The following is a 14,606-nucleotide window of genomic DNA, read 5'->3' as shown; positions in this document are numbered from 1 at the left end:
GATCGCTACTTCTTCACCGAGTCGAAATCGAAGGGGCGGTCCAGGATGTCGTCCCAGCCGTAGGGGCATTCCGCGGGAAACTCATCCGGCGGCAGATGGGTCTCGTCGGCGGCCCAATCGCGTGCGTCCGGGTAGGCGTCGCTCAGCGCCTCGTCGATACGAGGCTTCAGCCCGGGATTGCTGGACAAGATCCGCCCGTAGCGCCGCCGTTGCTCACGGATCGAGAAGATCCAGCTCGGCGTGCGGTGCTCCGGCTGCTGGTCCCATTTCAGCATGTGCATGACGAGGACGCGCAGGGTGCTCTGAAGCTTGGCGAACTCGCTCTTCGACAAATCCTCGAGTTCCTCGGCCATGTGCTCGAGATCGAGCTCCTCGAAGCGACGGGCGCGCAGGAGATCGGCTTGCTGGATCAGCCACGAATAGAAGTCATCCTCGTAGCGCGCACGATTCGGTGCGCGCTCGGACGGTGACGATTCCCGTGTCTCACCCTTCAAGGCCGGTTCGGCCATCGCGTCCTCCGCGTCGATCCTCAGCTCAGCGCCACGTTCATCGCGCTCTCGGGCAGTTCCTTGCCGAAGGCGCGCTGGTAGAATTCCGCCACCAGGGTGCGCTCCAGCTCGTCGCACTTGTTGAGGAAGGTCACCCGGAAGGCGAAGCCGATATCCTGGAAGATGTCGGCGTTCTCGGCCCAGGTGATCACCGTGCGCGGGCTCATGACGGTGGAGAGATCGCCGTTCATGAAGGCGTTGCGGGTCAGGTCGGCGACGCGGACCATGCGGCTGACGATGTCGCGGCCGCCGTCGCGCTGGTAATGCAGCGCCTTCGACAGGACGATGTCCACCTCGCGGTCATGGGCGAGGTAGTTCAGCGTCGTCACGATCGACCAGCGGTCCATCTGGCCCTGGTTGATCTGCTGGGTGCCGTGATAGAGGCCGGACGTGTCGCCGAGGCCCACCGTGTTGGCGGTGGCGAACAGGCGGAAGGCCGGGTGGGGGCGGATCACTCGCTTCTGGTCGAGCAGCGTCAGGCGGCCCGAGACTTCGAGCACGCGCTGGATCACGAACATCACGTCCGGGCGGCCGGCATCGTATTCGTCGAAGACCAGCGCCACGTTGTTCTGCAGCGCCCAGGGCAGGATTCCGTCCTGGAAGGCGGTGATCTGCTTGCCGTCCTTCAGCACGATCGCGTCCTTGCCGACGAGATCGATGCGGGAGACGTGGCTGTCGAGGTTGATCCGGATGCAGGGCCAGTTCAGGCGGGCGGCGACCTGCTCGATATGGGTCGACTTGCCGGTGCCGTGATAGCCGGTGACCATCACGCGCCGGTTACGGGCGAAGCCCGCCAGGATCGCCAGGGTGGTCTCGCGATCGAAGATGTAATCCGGGTCGAGATCGGGAACGTGCTCCTCGCTCTGCGAGAAGGCCGGCACCTTGAGGTCGAGATCGATGCCGAAAGCCTCGCGGACGGAGACCATCCGGTCGGGCAGCGAGGCGGGGGTGTCGTCAGAAAGCATACGGGACCTCGTCGGGGCGGGCGCCGGCATGGGCCGGGCTCGCGGATCTATCTCGGTGGGCATTGCCGGGTCCCGCACGGGGCGAGACGTGGAATACCACCTTTAAGGGGCTGCGTCGGCGGACGCCAAGGGGTGCGAGAACTCGATATAGGGCCTCCCGCGCGGTTTGCCGCCTCCCACCGCACGTCATTTGCAAAAACGTGCATCGTTCGTGCCGGTTCGCGGCACCCGGCTCAGCACAGGCCGGCGGCACGCAGGGTGTCGTGGGCGCGGATGATGTCGCGCAGCCGCTCCTCGAACGAGCGGTCGCCGCCATTGGCGTCGGGGTGGAAGCGCTTCACCAGCACCTTGTACTGCGCCTTGATGGCGGCCGTGTCCGCGTTCTCGTCGAGGCCGAGCACGTCGAGGGCCTTCAGGGCGGCCACCGTGAGGCGCGGCCGGCTCGGCTCGGGCTTGGCCCGGCGCGAGGTCTCGCCGACGCCTTCGCTGCGCAGGATGTCGAGCGGGTCGACATAGGCCCAGTCGCGCTTCGGGTCGCCCGGTTTCGCTCCGGCGGCCCGCGTCGCCGGGTTCACGCCCATCGCCCAGGTCGGGCGATGCCCGATCACGGCGTCCTTCTGGTAGGCCTGGACGGCGGCGTCGTTCATGCCGTCGAAGTAGTTGTAGGTGGCGTTGTAGGCGCGCACGTGGTCGATGCAGAAGCGCCAGTACTGGCCTTCCGCCTTGCGACCCTTGGGAGCGCGGTAGAGCCCGGCATTGGTGCAGCCGGGGGTCTCGCAGCCCGTCTGGGACGCAGCCTTGGGCTCGTCGCAGGAGGGTTTGCGCTTGATGCGGATGCTGTCGAACAGACGCGAGTTGAGATCCATGGTGGGGCGATTATGAGAGGGCGGGTCCGAGACACAAGGGCGGCGGGCCTGATGACGCATGCGGAGATCGGGGGTTGACGACCCCGAAGCCTCCGGGCGCCTACAGGCTAGGAACGAAGCGACGGAAAGACGAGGACACGATGGCCGGCACGCTCAAGGATTGGATCACCGGAGCGCTCGACGCGCGACTGGCGCCGCAAACCCTGGTGGTCGTGGACGAATCCCATCTGCATGCGGGCCATTCGGGCGCACGGCCCGAGGGCGAGACGCATTTCCGTGTCGAGATCGTTTCCGCCGCATTCGAGGGGAAGAGCCGGGTCGAGCGCCACCGGATCGTGAACGGCGTTCTCGACGAGGCGTTCAAGCGCGGGCTCCACGCCCTCGCGGTGAAGGCGAAGGCGCCGTCCGAGGCCGCCTGAACGGCTCCGGCACACGAGGAATATGGTGGCGATGGCCCTGCAATGCACCCCGCATCTCGCCATCGACGAGGCCGAACTCGAAGAGACTTTCGTGCGCGCCTCGGGACCTGGCGGGCAGAACGTCAACAAGCTCTCCACGGCGGTCCAACTCCGCTTCGATGCGCGGCGCTCGCACTCCCTGCCCGACGCCGTGGCGGTGCGCCTGATGCGGCTCGCCGGGCGGCGGCTGACTCAGGACGGGGTCATCGTCATCATGGCCCAGCAGTTCCGCACGCAGGACCGCAACCGGGCCGATGCGCGCGAGCGCCTCGCCGCGCTCGTCGCCGAGGCGGCGGTGCCGCCGACGCCGCGCCGGGCGACACGCCCGACCCTCGCCTCGAAGAAGCGCCGCCTCGACGAGAAGTCCCGGCGCGGCGCCACCAAGCGCCTGCGCAGCGACGGCGGAGGCGATTGAGTTACTTCACCGGTCCCCTTGCATCCGGCGGATGGTATTCTTCGGCGCCGGTGACATAGGCGCTGCCGGGCTTCAGGACGGTGAGGGCGATGGCGATCAGGGCGAGGAGCGCCGCCAGGGCGGCGGGGAACAGGAAGGCGTCCTCGCCGAAACGGGTCTGGAGGAAGCCGCCGATCACCGCCCCGGTGCTCAGGGCTCCCCAGAGCGGCGCCTGGATCCAGAACGACGGTGCGACCTTGCCCATCAGCAGGTTGGCGAGCCCGGTGCCGAAGCGGACCACCGCGCCCGTGACATAGGTGAGGGCGAGGCTGCGCCCGGCCTCGTCCTGCAGCGTGGCGTTCTGGAGGCCGAGCGCGATGACGATGGGATAGACGTGCAGCGGCCAGGAGAAGGTGCCGTAGGGCATGACGAGGCCGATCGCGAGGAGCACCGCCTGGAGCAGCAGCATCACCGAGAGCCGCCAGCGCCCGACCCAGGCCGCGATCAGCGTGCCGATGAAGGCGCCGAAGCAGAACATGACGATGACCGAGCTGACGCGGGCCGTGCTCTCCCAATCGAACTTGCTCACCGAGACGCCGAAGCGGGTGGTGTTGCCGCTCATGAACGACATGAAGAGCTGTGAAAATTCGAGGAAGCCGATGGAATCGGCGCATCCGGCCAGTGCCGAGAGGGCGAGTGCGAAGGGAATGCGCGTGCTCGGGCTCGCGGGAAACGACTTGTCGGTCTTATCGGCCATGCGTCTGAACAGGCTCCTGGAAGAGGATTGTAAGGGTCGGGAGAAGGCCGGACCTTACCGATCGGACGCGACGGATAAACCGCCTGCGCCGCGTTGGTGCGGATGAATGGGGGAGTGTCGTGCCGTGCAACACATGCCGGCCCGCTTCGGTTCAACTCAATCGCGCGCAATTGGGATTAAGGCGCCGGAGGACCCGGTTTGCGCAACAGGACGACGCGCGCCGCCACCTCGCTCCCGCGCTCGCGGCGGATCACGGCGGGTTCGAGACCGAGCATGTCCAGACCGGCCTCGTCGGCCAGCCGGCGCAGGTAGCGCGCGCCATGGGCGTAGCGCGCATCGGCACCGAGAACGAGGCCGCCATCGGGGTTCCACTGCACCGTGAAGGCCACGAGGCCCGTGGGCCTGAGTATGCGGGCGGTCTCGGCCATGACCGGGGAAAGGCCGCCGACATAGATGAAGACGTCCGCCGCGATGACGAGATCGGCGCTGTCTTGCTTCTCGCCTCGGAGAATGGGGACGAGATCGCCCTCGATGAGCCTGTCGTAGCGCCGCCGCCGGGCGGCTTCGGCGAGCATGCCGGGGGAGATGTCGATTCCCGTCAGGGTTCGCGTGCGCCCATTCAAAGCCTCGCCCACCAGGCCGGTGCCGCAGCCGAGGTCGATCACGTCGCCGAAATCCGCCCGCGCGCCGTCCAGCCCGTCGAGGGCCCTCACCAGCAGTTCCGGCCCGCGATATTGCAACTCGCCTACGAGGTGGCGCTCGAATCGCGGAGCGTAGCCGTCGAACAGGGCGCGGATATAGGCCGGCGAGATCGCCCCCAAAGCCGCGCCCTCGCCGATCTGGACGAGGCGCAGCCGGGCCCCGAGTTCGTCATGCGGGTCGAGGTCGAGGGCGTTGCCATAGGCCCGCAAGGCGGCATGGTGGTGGGCGACATCCGCCGTGGCGAGGTGGCGGGCCTCTCGCGCCCGTCCGAGCAGGAACCACGCCGCCGCGTAACGCGGCGCGATCTCCAGGACCTGCTCGGCCATCTCGGCCGCGCCCTCCGCATCGCCCTCGCAGAGACAGGCCTCCGCATAGGCGTAGCGCCGGTCGGCGAGGAGATCGCCCGAACTGTTCTGAAGTGACGTCTGCGCTCGCGGGTTCATGCGAGCGCCCTATATCACGTCGCATGATCCGCCATCCCCATGTTCGGCCCTTCGCAGTTCGGCCCTTCGCAGTTCGGCATCCCGCATGAGCCTGAGTGCGAGCGACCTCCTGACCCTGACCCGCGAGGGGCTGTATTGTCCGCTGGGCGGGTTCCACGTGGACCCGACCTGGCCGGTGCCGCGCGCCCTCATCACCCACGGCCATGCCGACCATGCCCGGTCTGGCCACGGCAAGGTGCTGGCCACGGGCCAGACCCTGCGGATCATGGCCGTGCGCTACGGCGAGGATTTCTGTCAGACGCGCCAGGAGGCGGTGCTCGGCGAGGATATCCGCATCGGCGACGTGACGGTGCGTTTCGCGCCCGCCGGCCATGTCCTCGGCTCGGCCCAGATCTCCATCCAAGCCCAGGGCGTCCGGGTGGTGGTGTCGGGCGATTACAAGCGCGCCTACGACCCGACTTGCCTGCCCTTCGAGGTCGTCCCCTGCGACGTCTTCATCACCGAGGCGACCTTCGGCCTGCCGGTCTTCCGGATGCCGGACACGGCGGGCGAGGTCCGCAAGCTCCTCGATTCCGTCGCCCTGTTCCCCGAGCGCGCCCACATCGTCGGCGCTTATGCGCTCGGCAAGGCGCAGCGGGTCATGGCCCTGTTGCGGGAGGCCGGCTACGACCAGCCGATCTATCTCCACGGCGCCATGGAGAAATTGACCGAGCTCTACAAGCGCGAGGGCATCCCGCTCGGGGAGACGCCGAAGGTCGTCGCGACGGAGCGCGGAAAACTCCACGGCGCCATCGTGCTCTGCCCGCCCTCGGCGATCCAGGACGTGTGGTCGCGCAAATTCCCCGATCCCGTCACCTCCTTCGCCTCGGGCTGGATGCGGGTGCGGGCGCGGGCCCGGCAGAAGGGCGCCGAACTCCCCCTCGTCATCTCCGACCATTCCGACTGGCCGGACCTCTGCCGCACCATCCGAGAGACCGGGGCCGGCGAGGTCTGGGTGACCCACGGGCAGGAGGACGCCCTGGTGCATTGGTGCGGGACGCAAGGGATCAAGGCCAAGCCGCTGCACATGCTGGGCTATGGCGATGACGGCGAGGGCGAAACCGCCGCGCCGGCCGAGGAGGCCGCCGCGTGAACGACTTCGCCCATCTCCTCGACCGCCTCGCCTACGAGCCGCGCCGCAACGCCAAGCTGCGCCTGCTGCAGGATTACTTCGCCCATGCGCCCGACCCGGAGCGGGGCTGGGCGCTGGCCGCCATGACCGGCAATCTCAGCTTCCGCGAGGCCAAGCCGGCCATGATTCGCGGATTGGTGGAAGCGCGGGTCGACCCGGTGCTGTTCGCGCTCTCCCATAATTATGTCGGCGACCTCGCCGAGACCACGGCGCTGATCTGGCCGTCTCAAAACCCTCCCCCCTCTGCGGGGGAGGGTGGCCCTCGCGTGAGCGAGGGTCGGGAGAGGGGAGCGCCATCTCCGGAAAGGTCGTCCCCTCTCCCGCCTGCTCCGCAGGCACCCTCCCCCGCAGAGGGGGTAGGGGATGCAGCAGCGGCCGGTCCGGGCCACAACAACCCGCCGCCGCACATCCCGACCCTCTCGGAAGTGGTCGAGACCCTCGCCACCGTGAAGAAATCCGACCTGCCGGCCCATATCGCCGGCTGGCTCGATGCCCTCGACGAGACCGGGCGCTGGGCGCTGCTGAAGCTCATCACCGGGGCGCTTCGCGTCGGCGTCTCGGCCCGCCTCGCCAAGACGGCGGTGGGGGCGCTCGGCGGCCACGAGGCCGATGCGGTGGAGGAGGTCTGGCACGGGCTGGAGCCGCCGTATCTCGGCCTGTTCGCCTGGGTCGAGGGGAGGGGGGAGCGCCCCACCACCCTCAACCCCGCGCCGTTCCGCCCGCCGATGCTCTCCCACCCGATCGACGAGGAGACGGATTTCGACAAGCTCGATCCGGCCGCCTTCTCGGGCGAGTGGAAATGGGACGGCATCCGCGTCCAACTCGCGGGGGGGCGCGACGAGGCCGGGGAGCAGGTGGCGCGGGTCTATTCGCGCACCGGCGAGGACATTACCGGCGCCTTCCCCGATCTCGCCGAGGCGATCACCTTCACGGGCACGATCGACGGCGAATTGCTGATCCTGCGGGAGGAGCGGGTTCAGAGCTTCAACGTGCTGCAGCAGCGCCTCAACCGGAAGGCCGTCACGCCCAAGCTGCTGGAGGAATTCCCGGCCCATGTGCGGGCCTACGACCTTCTCACGGCGGAGGGCGAGGATCTTCGCCCGCTGCCCTTCGCGACCCGCCGCGCGCGGCTCGAGAGTTTCGTCGCCGCCCTGGATCACGCCCGCATCGATCTCTCGCCGCTGGTGACGTTCGAGACCTGGGACGACCTCGCCGAGGCCCGCGCCGATCCCGCGAGCGTGGGGGCGGGCGAGGATGCCGACGCCATCGAGGGGGTGATGCTGAAGCTGCGCGACAGCCCCTATCTGCCCGGCCGCCCCAAGGGTCCGTGGTGGAAGTGGAAGCGCGAGCCGCATCTCGTGGATGCGGTGATGATGTATGCCCAGCGCGGCCACGGGAAGCGCTCGTCCTTCTATTCGGACTACACCTTCGGGGTCTGGCGCGAGCGGCCGGAGGGCGGGCGGGAACTGGTGCCTGTGGGCAAGGCCTATCACGGCTTCACCGATGCGGAGCTCGCCAAGCTCGACCGCTTCGTCCGCAACCACACGACCAAACGCTTCGGCCCCGTGCGCGAAGTCGCCTACGGGCCGGAGGAGGGCCTCGTCCTGGAGATCGCCTTCGAGGGCGTGCAGCGCTCCACCCGGCACAAATCCGGCGTCGCCATGCGCTTCCCCCGCGTCCACCGCATCCGCTGGGACAAGCCGGCCGCCGAGGCGGACGGGATCGGAATTCTGGAGACCATCCTGGCGCGCGGCGAGCGGGAAATCGCGCCGGGCGCATCGATCGACGAGGAGGCATCATGATGGCTGCAGGCAGGATCGGCGGGATCGAAGGTTTTCAGGAAGGCGAGATCCGGCGCCAGGCCAGCGCCCGCTTCACCGTCTCGACGCGGGGCCAGGGCTTCACCGATGTCACGGCGGCAGTGGCCGATTTCCTCGGGCGCAGCGGCATCGCGCAGGGCCTGCTCACGCTCTTCTGCCGGCACACCTCGGCCTCCCTGACGATCCAGGAGAATGCCGATCCCGACGTGCAGAGCGACCTGATGACGGCCCTGGACGGGCTCGCCCCGCGCCATCCCGGTGGCGGGTACATCCATTCGGCGGAAGGCCCCGACGACATGCCGGCGCATATCCGCACCCTGCTGACGGATTCAGGCCTGACGATCCCCGTCATCGATGGACGTCTCGTCCTCGGCACGTGGCAGGGCATCTATCTCATCGAACACCGCGACCGGCCGCACCGGCGCGACATCGTCCTGCACGTCGCCGGCGCATAGGGGACCGGCGGCGCACCGTCATCGGGCGCGCCGCCGGTCCGGGTCACGCGGCCCGGCCGTTCCGGCGGCAGCCGACCGTCGGGGTGCCGTGTTTCGAAACCCAGACCGCCGCCTGGGTCCGGTTGCTGACATTGATCTTTCTCAAGACGTTCTTGACGTGGATCTTCACCGTCGCCTCGGAGATCCGCAATTCCCGGGCGATCGACTTGTTGGAATGCCCGGTCGACAAGCAGGCGAGGACTTCGATCTCGCGATGCGAGAGATCCGATGCCGCTGCGGGCGCCGTCTCTACGCCCTTGGCGAACCGCATGAGAGCCGGCCTCGGGAAGCCGTTGCTGCCCCCGGTCAGATGCGAGGCGGCACCGATGGAGATCACGATGTTGCCGCCCATCACGACGTTCAACGATCGGATCAAGGCGATCGGCTGCGCGCTCCGGTTCAGGCAGGCCTGGATGCCCCGCTGCAGCAGGTACCGCGGCACCGCCGGATCGGTCTCGGCCGTGAGGGCGACGATCCGGGCCGTGGGAAAGTGGGATTGCACCAGGGGAACCAGCGCTCCCTCGATCTCATCCTGGCCGAACTCGCTCAGGATGATCAGATCCGGCATGTATCCGATCTGTAGATCTGCAATATCGTCTATCGAATCGAGGACTGAATATCCGTTCTGGTTCAATATTCCAACGAGACCGTCCCGTTCGAGCCCTCTCGGGCCAATGACGATGGCGGGTATGGTCGTGGTCGCAGAGGTCAGACTATCCGGTCCGACGATCATGCTGGGAAGGAAATCGGATTGGGGAGGTTCGGAAGAAGCAGTGATACTGAGTGGCATCGGGCTAACTCCAATGAAGACTTGGAAATAGATGGCATGGCCATCGCTCTGCCGGCATGAATGAAATGCCGCCGTATGAACGTCGCACTGTCGTCCTGCTGCGAAGGCGAGACGCAGTCTCATAGCAGTCGATCGAAAATCGGGTCGTCGTGCTGAGCAGGTGATCGTGATGAAACAAATGTTATTATTTCAGGTTGCAAATATCAGCGGATCGTTGTTGCCCCCTCCCTCAGTTTCGAATTCTATGACGATTGAATAACATGGAGACATCGCGTGCAACAAGGAAAAATGAACACTTCAAATCTGTCGCGTCGAGTGCGTATGACTGCCTGTAGGTCAATGATGCCGCGCTCGCTGAAGCCTCGATTTCAGCAAGCCTCGGGTGGTAAAACGCTCTTGCACGTAGGCGTGGAAGCCGAAACCGACGTCTTGGAGCGGCCCCCATCATGCCGGCCTCCGAAGCCTGGAACAGTCGAGACCTGTGAAAGGCCGTACCGTGGTATGACTACTTAGATCCGGTCCGAACCAGGGATTGTCCAAGGTTAGAGCAGGTTACCGGCCCTCATGGACCGGCTCTCATGGACCGGCGCGATCCTCGCCGTGCCGAAAGCTGCGCCCGAGGGGGGAGCGGAAGATCATGCTGGCGCCGATGCCGAAGCCGAAGACGCACCAGAACCAGATGCCCAGCATCGGTCCTTCGAGCGCCACGTCGAAACACGCGTCCACGAACATGCCGAGGCCGTAGCAGCCGATCCAGATGAACAGCTTGGCCCAATGCTCCTCCCCGCGCCGGCGGGCCCAGAGCAGGCTGTGGAACAGCATCGTGAACCAGGTCGCCAGCACGCCGAGCCACAGCACGAGGCCGGGGACGCCCGAGCGCGCCAGATAGGTCATGTTGACGTTGTGGGGGCTGCGCAGCACCGCGTCGGCCGTCACCCATTGCTTGTAGCCGTCCTCGAGGGCGATGTTCACCCCGAAGCCCTTGCCCGTCCAGAAATACGGCCCGCGCAACGTGTAGTCCTGAATCGTCGCCCACCAGCGCAGGCGGAACTCCTTCGTCGCCTCGAAATTCGAGGCTTCGCTGACGCCGACCACGCTCTTCAAGCCCTCGACGATCTGCTTGGGTCCGGTCGCCCGCTCGTTGCCGGGAAGCTGGACGCTGAGATCGAACAGCGTCGCGATGATCGCGGCGACGAAAAACACCAGGACGATGGGCATGAACTGCCGCAGCCGCCGCCCGGCGATGGCCGCGACCACCACCGGCGCGAGGCAGGTCAGCATGGCGCCGCGGCTCGAGGTGACGACGATCATGCTCGCCATCAGCACGGCGATCCAGAGGCGCGAGAAGCGGCCGAGCCCCAGCAGGACGAAGACGGCGATGGCCGCGAGGTGGCTGGCGGCCTCGCCGGCCCGGACGCTGGGGATCTGGATCTCGGTGCCGGGGATCTTCAGGAACGCCGAACTCAGGCCGTACACGATGCCGCCGGCCAGGGCATAGAACCGCGCGAACCGGCCATAGGCGTCCATGGCCCGCCCGAACCGGCCGGGTTCCCCCAGCAGCAGGGCGACGACGATCAGGGCGAACAGGCCGTAGAGGGCCAGCACGCTGTCCCGGGGGGCGTCCATCCCGTAGGGCCCCAGATACGGCACGGTCCGGTAGAGGACCCAGCCCATCAGGACGATGAGCATCCGGCTCGCCGGCGTCGCCAGGATGGCGAGCCAGCATCCGGACCGCAGCAGCGCGATGAGCCCCCCGGCCAGGGCCATCTCGCCGACGAAGAGCGGCGGGATTCCCAGATAGGCGAAGGTCTTCCCCAGCACCGCGTAGCCCAGGAGCACGATGACGAGGGCGCGGGAGTAGCGTTCGGTGAAGTCGTCGGCGGACCGGCCGAGGGGGAGGGCGGTGTCGAGAGGGGACTGGATCACGCGGGCGACCTCATTCGACGGGCCGGGAGTTATGCGAGCACTCTGAGGGGCGTTCGATGGGATGTTTCGGCCGGTTCACTTGCGAAGGTCGATCGTCCCACCGCACCATCTCGTCCTGAGGTGCCCTTTGCCCGAGCAAAGGGCCTCGAAGGAGCGCTCCAGCCACCAAGGCGATCCCTGGAGGGCTCCTTCGAGGCCGCTACGCGGCACCTCAGGATGAGGTCGAGCCTTGGAAAACGGTTCAAAGAGGCTCCTGGAGCTACGCCCGACCACGTTGGGCCGGGGCACATCTCCAGGCCTTTGTTCTGCCGCGCTGTTTTTCGCCGAACCGGCATCCACTTCGGCGGAGAGCGCTCTAGACCGCGATCGGCATCGTCCGGTGCGAGTCCATCGCCTCGGCGTAGATCCCCAGGAGCTGGTTCGTGGTGACGGTCTCGCTCCAGCAGGTTTCGTATTTCAGCCGTGCCGCCCGGCTCATGCGCTCGGACGCGGCGCGATCGGTGAGGATCCGCGTCATGGCGCGGGCGAGATCGGCGGCGTCGCCCGGGGCGGCGTGCAGGCCGGTCACCTCGTCCGAGACGATCTCGGCCAGCGAGCCGATCCGCGACGCGATCACCGGCAGGCCCATGGCGAAGGCTTCGACCACCACCATCGGCAATCCCTCGTACCAGAGCGAGGGGACGATCAGGGCCCTTGCCCCCCTCATCGCGGCGCGAACCTGCGCGGGGGTGACCTGGCCCCGGTCGTCGAGATCGGGCGAGGCGGCGACCTGCGCGGCCAGCGGCCCCGTTCCGATGACCGTGACCCTGCAACCGGCGATCCTGGCCGCGGCATCGAGGGTCTCGACGCCCTTCTCGGTGGTGAGGCGTCCCACGAACAGTAATCCCTCCCGCGCATCTGCCGAGACCGGGCCGGGATCGGCGAGCCCGTTCGCCTTCACGGCGATGCGGTGTCCGGGCAGGCCCGCCGCGATGAACCGGCTGCGCTCGAACTCGGTCAGCGCGATGAAACGGTCGACATGGTTCGCCCAGGTGCCGGTCTGCCTGTGATGCTGGATGGACCGCGCCACCGCGAGCGATCCGAGCCGGGAATCCCGGTAGCACCGGTGCAGCACCGCGTTGTAGGCGGAGCCGCCGACGCAGACCTCGCAGGGCGAGCCGTTCCGCGTCAGCATCGCGTTGGCGCACATGATCCGGTAATTGTGCAGCGTCTGGATCGTGGGCGTTCCCGTCTTGCGGACGGCCACATGCACCATCGGCGAGATCAGCGGGAAGTAATTGTGGACGTGGACCACGTCCGGCCGGAAGAGATCGATCTCCTTCAGGACGAGGCCGATGTTCTTGGGCGAATTCACCGACTGGAACGCCGCGCGCAGGCGGTCGACCGGCGTGACGATGGACTTGTTGCTCAAGGTGAAGAGGCGGACGTCGCAGCCGGCCCGTTCGAGGGCGCCGATCTCCTGGGCGACGACGGAATCCTCGCCCCCGTGGAACTGGTACTCGTTGTGGACGATCAATACGCGTTTCGACATCTCGATCGCCTCACAATCGTTGCTGTGACCGCTGGTCAGTCTTCGTCCGGCCGCGGGCGCGGCGTTACTCGGCCGCCACGGAATGCAGGACCGGCTGAGCCTGCGCGATCTCTTCCTCGATCCAGCGGTAGGTCGGCACGAGCCCCTCGCGGATCATGATCTTGGGCTCCCAATCGAGAACCTTGCGGATCAGGCTGTTGTCGCTGTTGCGCCCACGCACGCCCTGCGGCTTCGTCAGGTCGTGGCGCTTGGTGATCGTCTTGCCCGCGATCTCCGCCGCGATATCGACGAGGTCGTTGATGCTGATCATCTCGTCGGTGCCGAGATTGATCGGCGCGCAGTAATCGGAATGCATCAGCCGGTACAGGCCCTCGACGCAATCGTCGATATACATGAACGAGCGGGTCTGCAGGCCGTCACCCCAGACCTCGATCTCGCCGCCATCGGGGCAGAGCACCACCTTGCGCGAAATTGCCGCCGGCGCCTTCTCCCGGCCGCCGTCATAGGTGCCGAGCGGACCATAGACATTGTGGAACCGTACGGACCGGGTCGGGATCTTCCAATCCTCGGTCATGTATTGGCACATCTTCTCCATGTAGATCTTCTCGAGCCCGTAGCCTTCCTCGGGCTGGGCCGGCCAGGCGACGTCCTCGGAGAGCGGGGTGACGTCGGGCGAGAGCTGGAGATGCTGGGGATAGACGCAGGCCGAGGAGGAGAAGAGGAACTTCTCCAGGCCGCTATAGCGCGCCGCCTCGATCATATGCGCGCTGATCAGGGTGTTGTTGAGCGTGATCTCGGCATGCGAGCCGCTGATGAAGCCGATGCCGCCCATGTCGGCCGCGAGGTGGTAGACCTCGTCCATGTCCTTGACGGCGATGGCGCAATTGTCCCGCATGCGAAGATCGACCTGCATGAAGTCGTGCGCGGCCGAGGCTTCGTATTGCGGGAGCTTGATGTCGGCCCCGCGGACCCAATAGCCCTTGTTGACGAGGCTTTTCACGAGATGATGTCCGATGAAACCACCGGCCCCGGTCACAAGTATCTTTTTCATGACAGACAGCCCTTATTCAATGCGTGTCGTCAGAAGAACTGCATGATCGCCGAATGTATTGGTAGGAACCTTGAGGGTTAGATCGAACGCGCTCACGGTGTCGCGTATAGTACCCTTGCGCCGGACGTGGCGACTTGGCGGTCGGAGGTGCCGGGCAAATGTGAGCCCACGGCCTCCGCCATCCTCCGGATGCCCTGCTTGATGGGACTTCTTAGCGGATGCTCATGCCGAAGTCGGTCATCTGCCAGAGCAGATCATCCGAGCCGACCATCTCAGGATCGGGGCTTCGATTTCTGGTCAATGGGGGGGGTCGACAAGACCATGAGCAGACCACGCCGTCATTCCGGGGCCGCATCGCGGAGCCCGGAATCCAGAGCCGCCGCGCAAGCTCAACTTGGCACGCCCGGCGGCACTGGATTCCGGGCTCGCCTTTGGCGCCCCGGAATGACGGGCTGGGTGTCAAAACCGATGTGAACTTTCCCGCAGATCGGATGACATCAACCCGAGTTCGGATCTCTGACCTCAGGATGAGGTCGTGCCTTGGAACAACAACGCGAAGAGGTCCTGAATTCCGTCCCGCGCGGATCCTGTCGGGCCACCGAATCGGGATGACGAAATGTCGGATCGCGTGTTCGGAATCAATCATTATCGCCGATCCTGTAGCTTTCGGACTAGTTTCCGACCACTCGG

Annotated in this window: 14 protein-coding genes; 5 read left to right on the top strand and 9 right to left on the bottom strand. The window is 66.6% G+C overall.

Annotation, left to right across the window (positions count from 1 at the left end; translation table 11 throughout):
• Positions 1–5: 5 nt before the first annotated feature.
• From ACYQR9_RS03245 to ACYQR9_RS03235, 3 genes are all read right to left on the bottom strand, one after another.
• On the bottom strand, positions 6–509 hold the full coding sequence (locus ACYQR9_RS03245; RefSeq protein ID WP_056422490.1) for a DUF29 domain-containing protein: 504 nt from the start codon (positions 507–509) through the stop codon (positions 6–8).
• Positions 510–529: 20 nt separating this feature from the next.
• Positions 530–1,513, bottom strand: a complete 984-nt coding sequence (cobS, locus tag ACYQR9_RS03240) for a cobaltochelatase subunit CobS (RefSeq protein WP_056422487.1) — start codon at positions 1,511–1,513, stop codon at positions 530–532.
• Positions 1,514–1,746: 233 nt separating this feature from the next.
• Positions 1,747–2,379: a J domain-containing protein gene (locus ACYQR9_RS03235; RefSeq protein WP_056422483.1), complete on the bottom strand. Its 633-nt coding sequence runs from the start codon at positions 2,377–2,379 to the stop codon at positions 1,747–1,749.
• 140 nt (positions 2,380–2,519) lie between these two features.
• Between ACYQR9_RS03235 and ACYQR9_RS03230 the strand changes: the two genes are divergently transcribed.
• The gene (locus ACYQR9_RS03230; protein ID WP_461228669.1) at positions 2,520–2,798 is read left to right on the top strand and encodes a BolA family protein; all 279 of its coding nucleotides are present in this window, start codon (positions 2,520–2,522) and stop codon (positions 2,796–2,798) included.
• 31 nt (positions 2,799–2,829) lie between these two features.
• Positions 2,830–3,252: an alternative ribosome rescue aminoacyl-tRNA hydrolase ArfB gene (gene arfB, locus ACYQR9_RS03225; RefSeq protein WP_200919010.1), complete on the top strand. Its 423-nt coding sequence runs from the start codon at positions 2,830–2,832 to the stop codon at positions 3,250–3,252.
• 1 nt (position 3,253) lies between these two features.
• On the opposite strand, the gene ACYQR9_RS03220 is transcribed toward arfB, so the two are convergent.
• Together ACYQR9_RS03220 and ACYQR9_RS03215 are read right to left on the bottom strand one after the other, a co-directional pair.
• Complete coding sequence (locus ACYQR9_RS03220) at positions 3,254–3,988, bottom strand: YoaK family protein (protein ID WP_056422475.1); 735 nt, start codon at positions 3,986–3,988, stop codon at positions 3,254–3,256.
• A gap of 176 nt (positions 3,989–4,164) precedes the next feature.
• On the bottom strand, positions 4,165–5,133 hold the full coding sequence (locus ACYQR9_RS03215) for a class I SAM-dependent DNA methyltransferase (protein WP_461228668.1): 969 nt from the start codon (positions 5,131–5,133) through the stop codon (positions 4,165–4,167).
• 85 nt (positions 5,134–5,218) lie between these two features.
• On the opposite strand from ACYQR9_RS03215, the gene ACYQR9_RS03210 reads away from it, so the two are divergent.
• The 3 genes from ACYQR9_RS03210 to ACYQR9_RS03200 are packed head-to-tail and all read left to right on the top strand — an operon-like array spanning position 5,219 to position 8,579.
• Complete coding sequence (locus ACYQR9_RS03210) at positions 5,219–6,265, top strand: ligase-associated DNA damage response exonuclease (RefSeq protein WP_461228667.1); 1,047 nt, start codon at positions 5,219–5,221, stop codon at positions 6,263–6,265.
• Entirely contained in the window at positions 6,262–8,106 is a 1,845-nt protein-coding gene (locus tag ACYQR9_RS03205) for a cisplatin damage response ATP-dependent DNA ligase (RefSeq protein ID WP_461228666.1), read from the top strand. Before ACYQR9_RS03210 ends, ACYQR9_RS03205 begins: the two co-directional genes overlap by 4 nt.
• Complete coding sequence (locus tag ACYQR9_RS03200) at positions 8,103–8,579, top strand: secondary thiamine-phosphate synthase enzyme YjbQ (protein WP_461228665.1); 477 nt, start codon at positions 8,103–8,105, stop codon at positions 8,577–8,579. Before ACYQR9_RS03205 ends, ACYQR9_RS03200 begins: the two co-directional genes overlap by 4 nt.
• Positions 8,580–8,622: 43 nt before the next feature.
• On the opposite strand, the gene ACYQR9_RS03195 is transcribed toward ACYQR9_RS03200, so the two are convergent.
• The 4 genes from ACYQR9_RS03195 to ACYQR9_RS03180 form a co-directional block, all read right to left on the bottom strand.
• A complete protein-coding gene (locus tag ACYQR9_RS03195; protein WP_461228664.1) occupies positions 8,623–9,186 on the bottom strand; it encodes a response regulator transcription factor in 564 nt (187 codons plus the stop codon).
• Positions 9,187–9,984: 798 nt separating this feature from the next.
• Positions 9,985–11,334: an O-antigen ligase family protein gene (locus ACYQR9_RS03190; RefSeq protein ID WP_461228663.1), complete on the bottom strand. Its 1,350-nt coding sequence runs from the start codon at positions 11,332–11,334 to the stop codon at positions 9,985–9,987.
• 355 nt (positions 11,335–11,689) lie between these two features.
• A complete protein-coding gene (locus ACYQR9_RS03185; RefSeq protein ID WP_461228662.1) occupies positions 11,690–12,865 on the bottom strand; it encodes a glycosyltransferase in 1,176 nt (391 codons plus the stop codon).
• 64 nt (positions 12,866–12,929) lie between these two features.
• Positions 12,930–13,916, bottom strand: a complete 987-nt coding sequence (locus tag ACYQR9_RS03180; RefSeq protein WP_461228661.1) for an NAD-dependent epimerase/dehydratase family protein — start codon at positions 13,914–13,916, stop codon at positions 12,930–12,932.
• Between the last annotated feature and the right edge of the window lie 690 nt (positions 13,917–14,606).

This window comes from Methylobacterium sp. CM6241 (assembly GCF_054817845.1).
The sequence above is the reverse complement of the archived record's forward strand: the minus strand, read 5'-3'. Positions and strand labels throughout refer to the sequence as shown.

Bases quoted from the DNA above. Each gene is read 5' to 3' on its own strand.
- ACYQR9_RS03245 (WP_056422490.1), bottom strand. From the start codon at position 509: ATGGCCGAACCGGCCTTGAAGGGTGAGACACGGGAATCGTCACCGTCC.
- cobS (WP_056422487.1), bottom strand. From the start codon at position 1,513: ATGCTTTCTGACGACACCCCCGCCTCGCTGCCCGACCGGATGGTCTCC.
- ACYQR9_RS03235 (WP_056422483.1), bottom strand. From the start codon at position 2,379: ATGGATCTCAACTCGCGTCTGTTCGACAGCATCCGCATCAAGCGCAAA.
- ACYQR9_RS03230 (WP_461228669.1), top strand. From the start codon at position 2,520: ATGGCCGGCACGCTCAAGGATTGGATCACCGGAGCGCTCGACGCGCGA.
- arfB (WP_200919010.1), top strand. From the start codon at position 2,830: ATGGCCCTGCAATGCACCCCGCATCTCGCCATCGACGAGGCCGAACTC.
- ACYQR9_RS03220 (WP_056422475.1), bottom strand. From the start codon at position 3,988: ATGGCCGATAAGACCGACAAGTCGTTTCCCGCGAGCCCGAGCACGCGC.
- ACYQR9_RS03215 (WP_461228668.1), bottom strand. From the start codon at position 5,133: ATGAACCCGCGAGCGCAGACGTCACTTCAGAACAGTTCGGGCGATCTC.
- ACYQR9_RS03210 (WP_461228667.1), top strand. From the start codon at position 5,219: ATGAGCCTGAGTGCGAGCGACCTCCTGACCCTGACCCGCGAGGGGCTG.
- ACYQR9_RS03200 (WP_461228665.1), top strand. From the start codon at position 8,103: ATGATGGCTGCAGGCAGGATCGGCGGGATCGAAGGTTTTCAGGAAGGC.
- ACYQR9_RS03195 (WP_461228664.1), bottom strand. From the start codon at position 9,186: ATGCCGGATCTGATCATCCTGAGCGAGTTCGGCCAGGATGAGATCGAG.
- ACYQR9_RS03185 (WP_461228662.1), bottom strand. From the start codon at position 12,865: ATGTCGAAACGCGTATTGATCGTCCACAACGAGTACCAGTTCCACGGG.
- ACYQR9_RS03180 (WP_461228661.1), bottom strand. From the start codon at position 13,916: ATGAAAAAGATACTTGTGACCGGGGCCGGTGGTTTCATCGGACATCAT.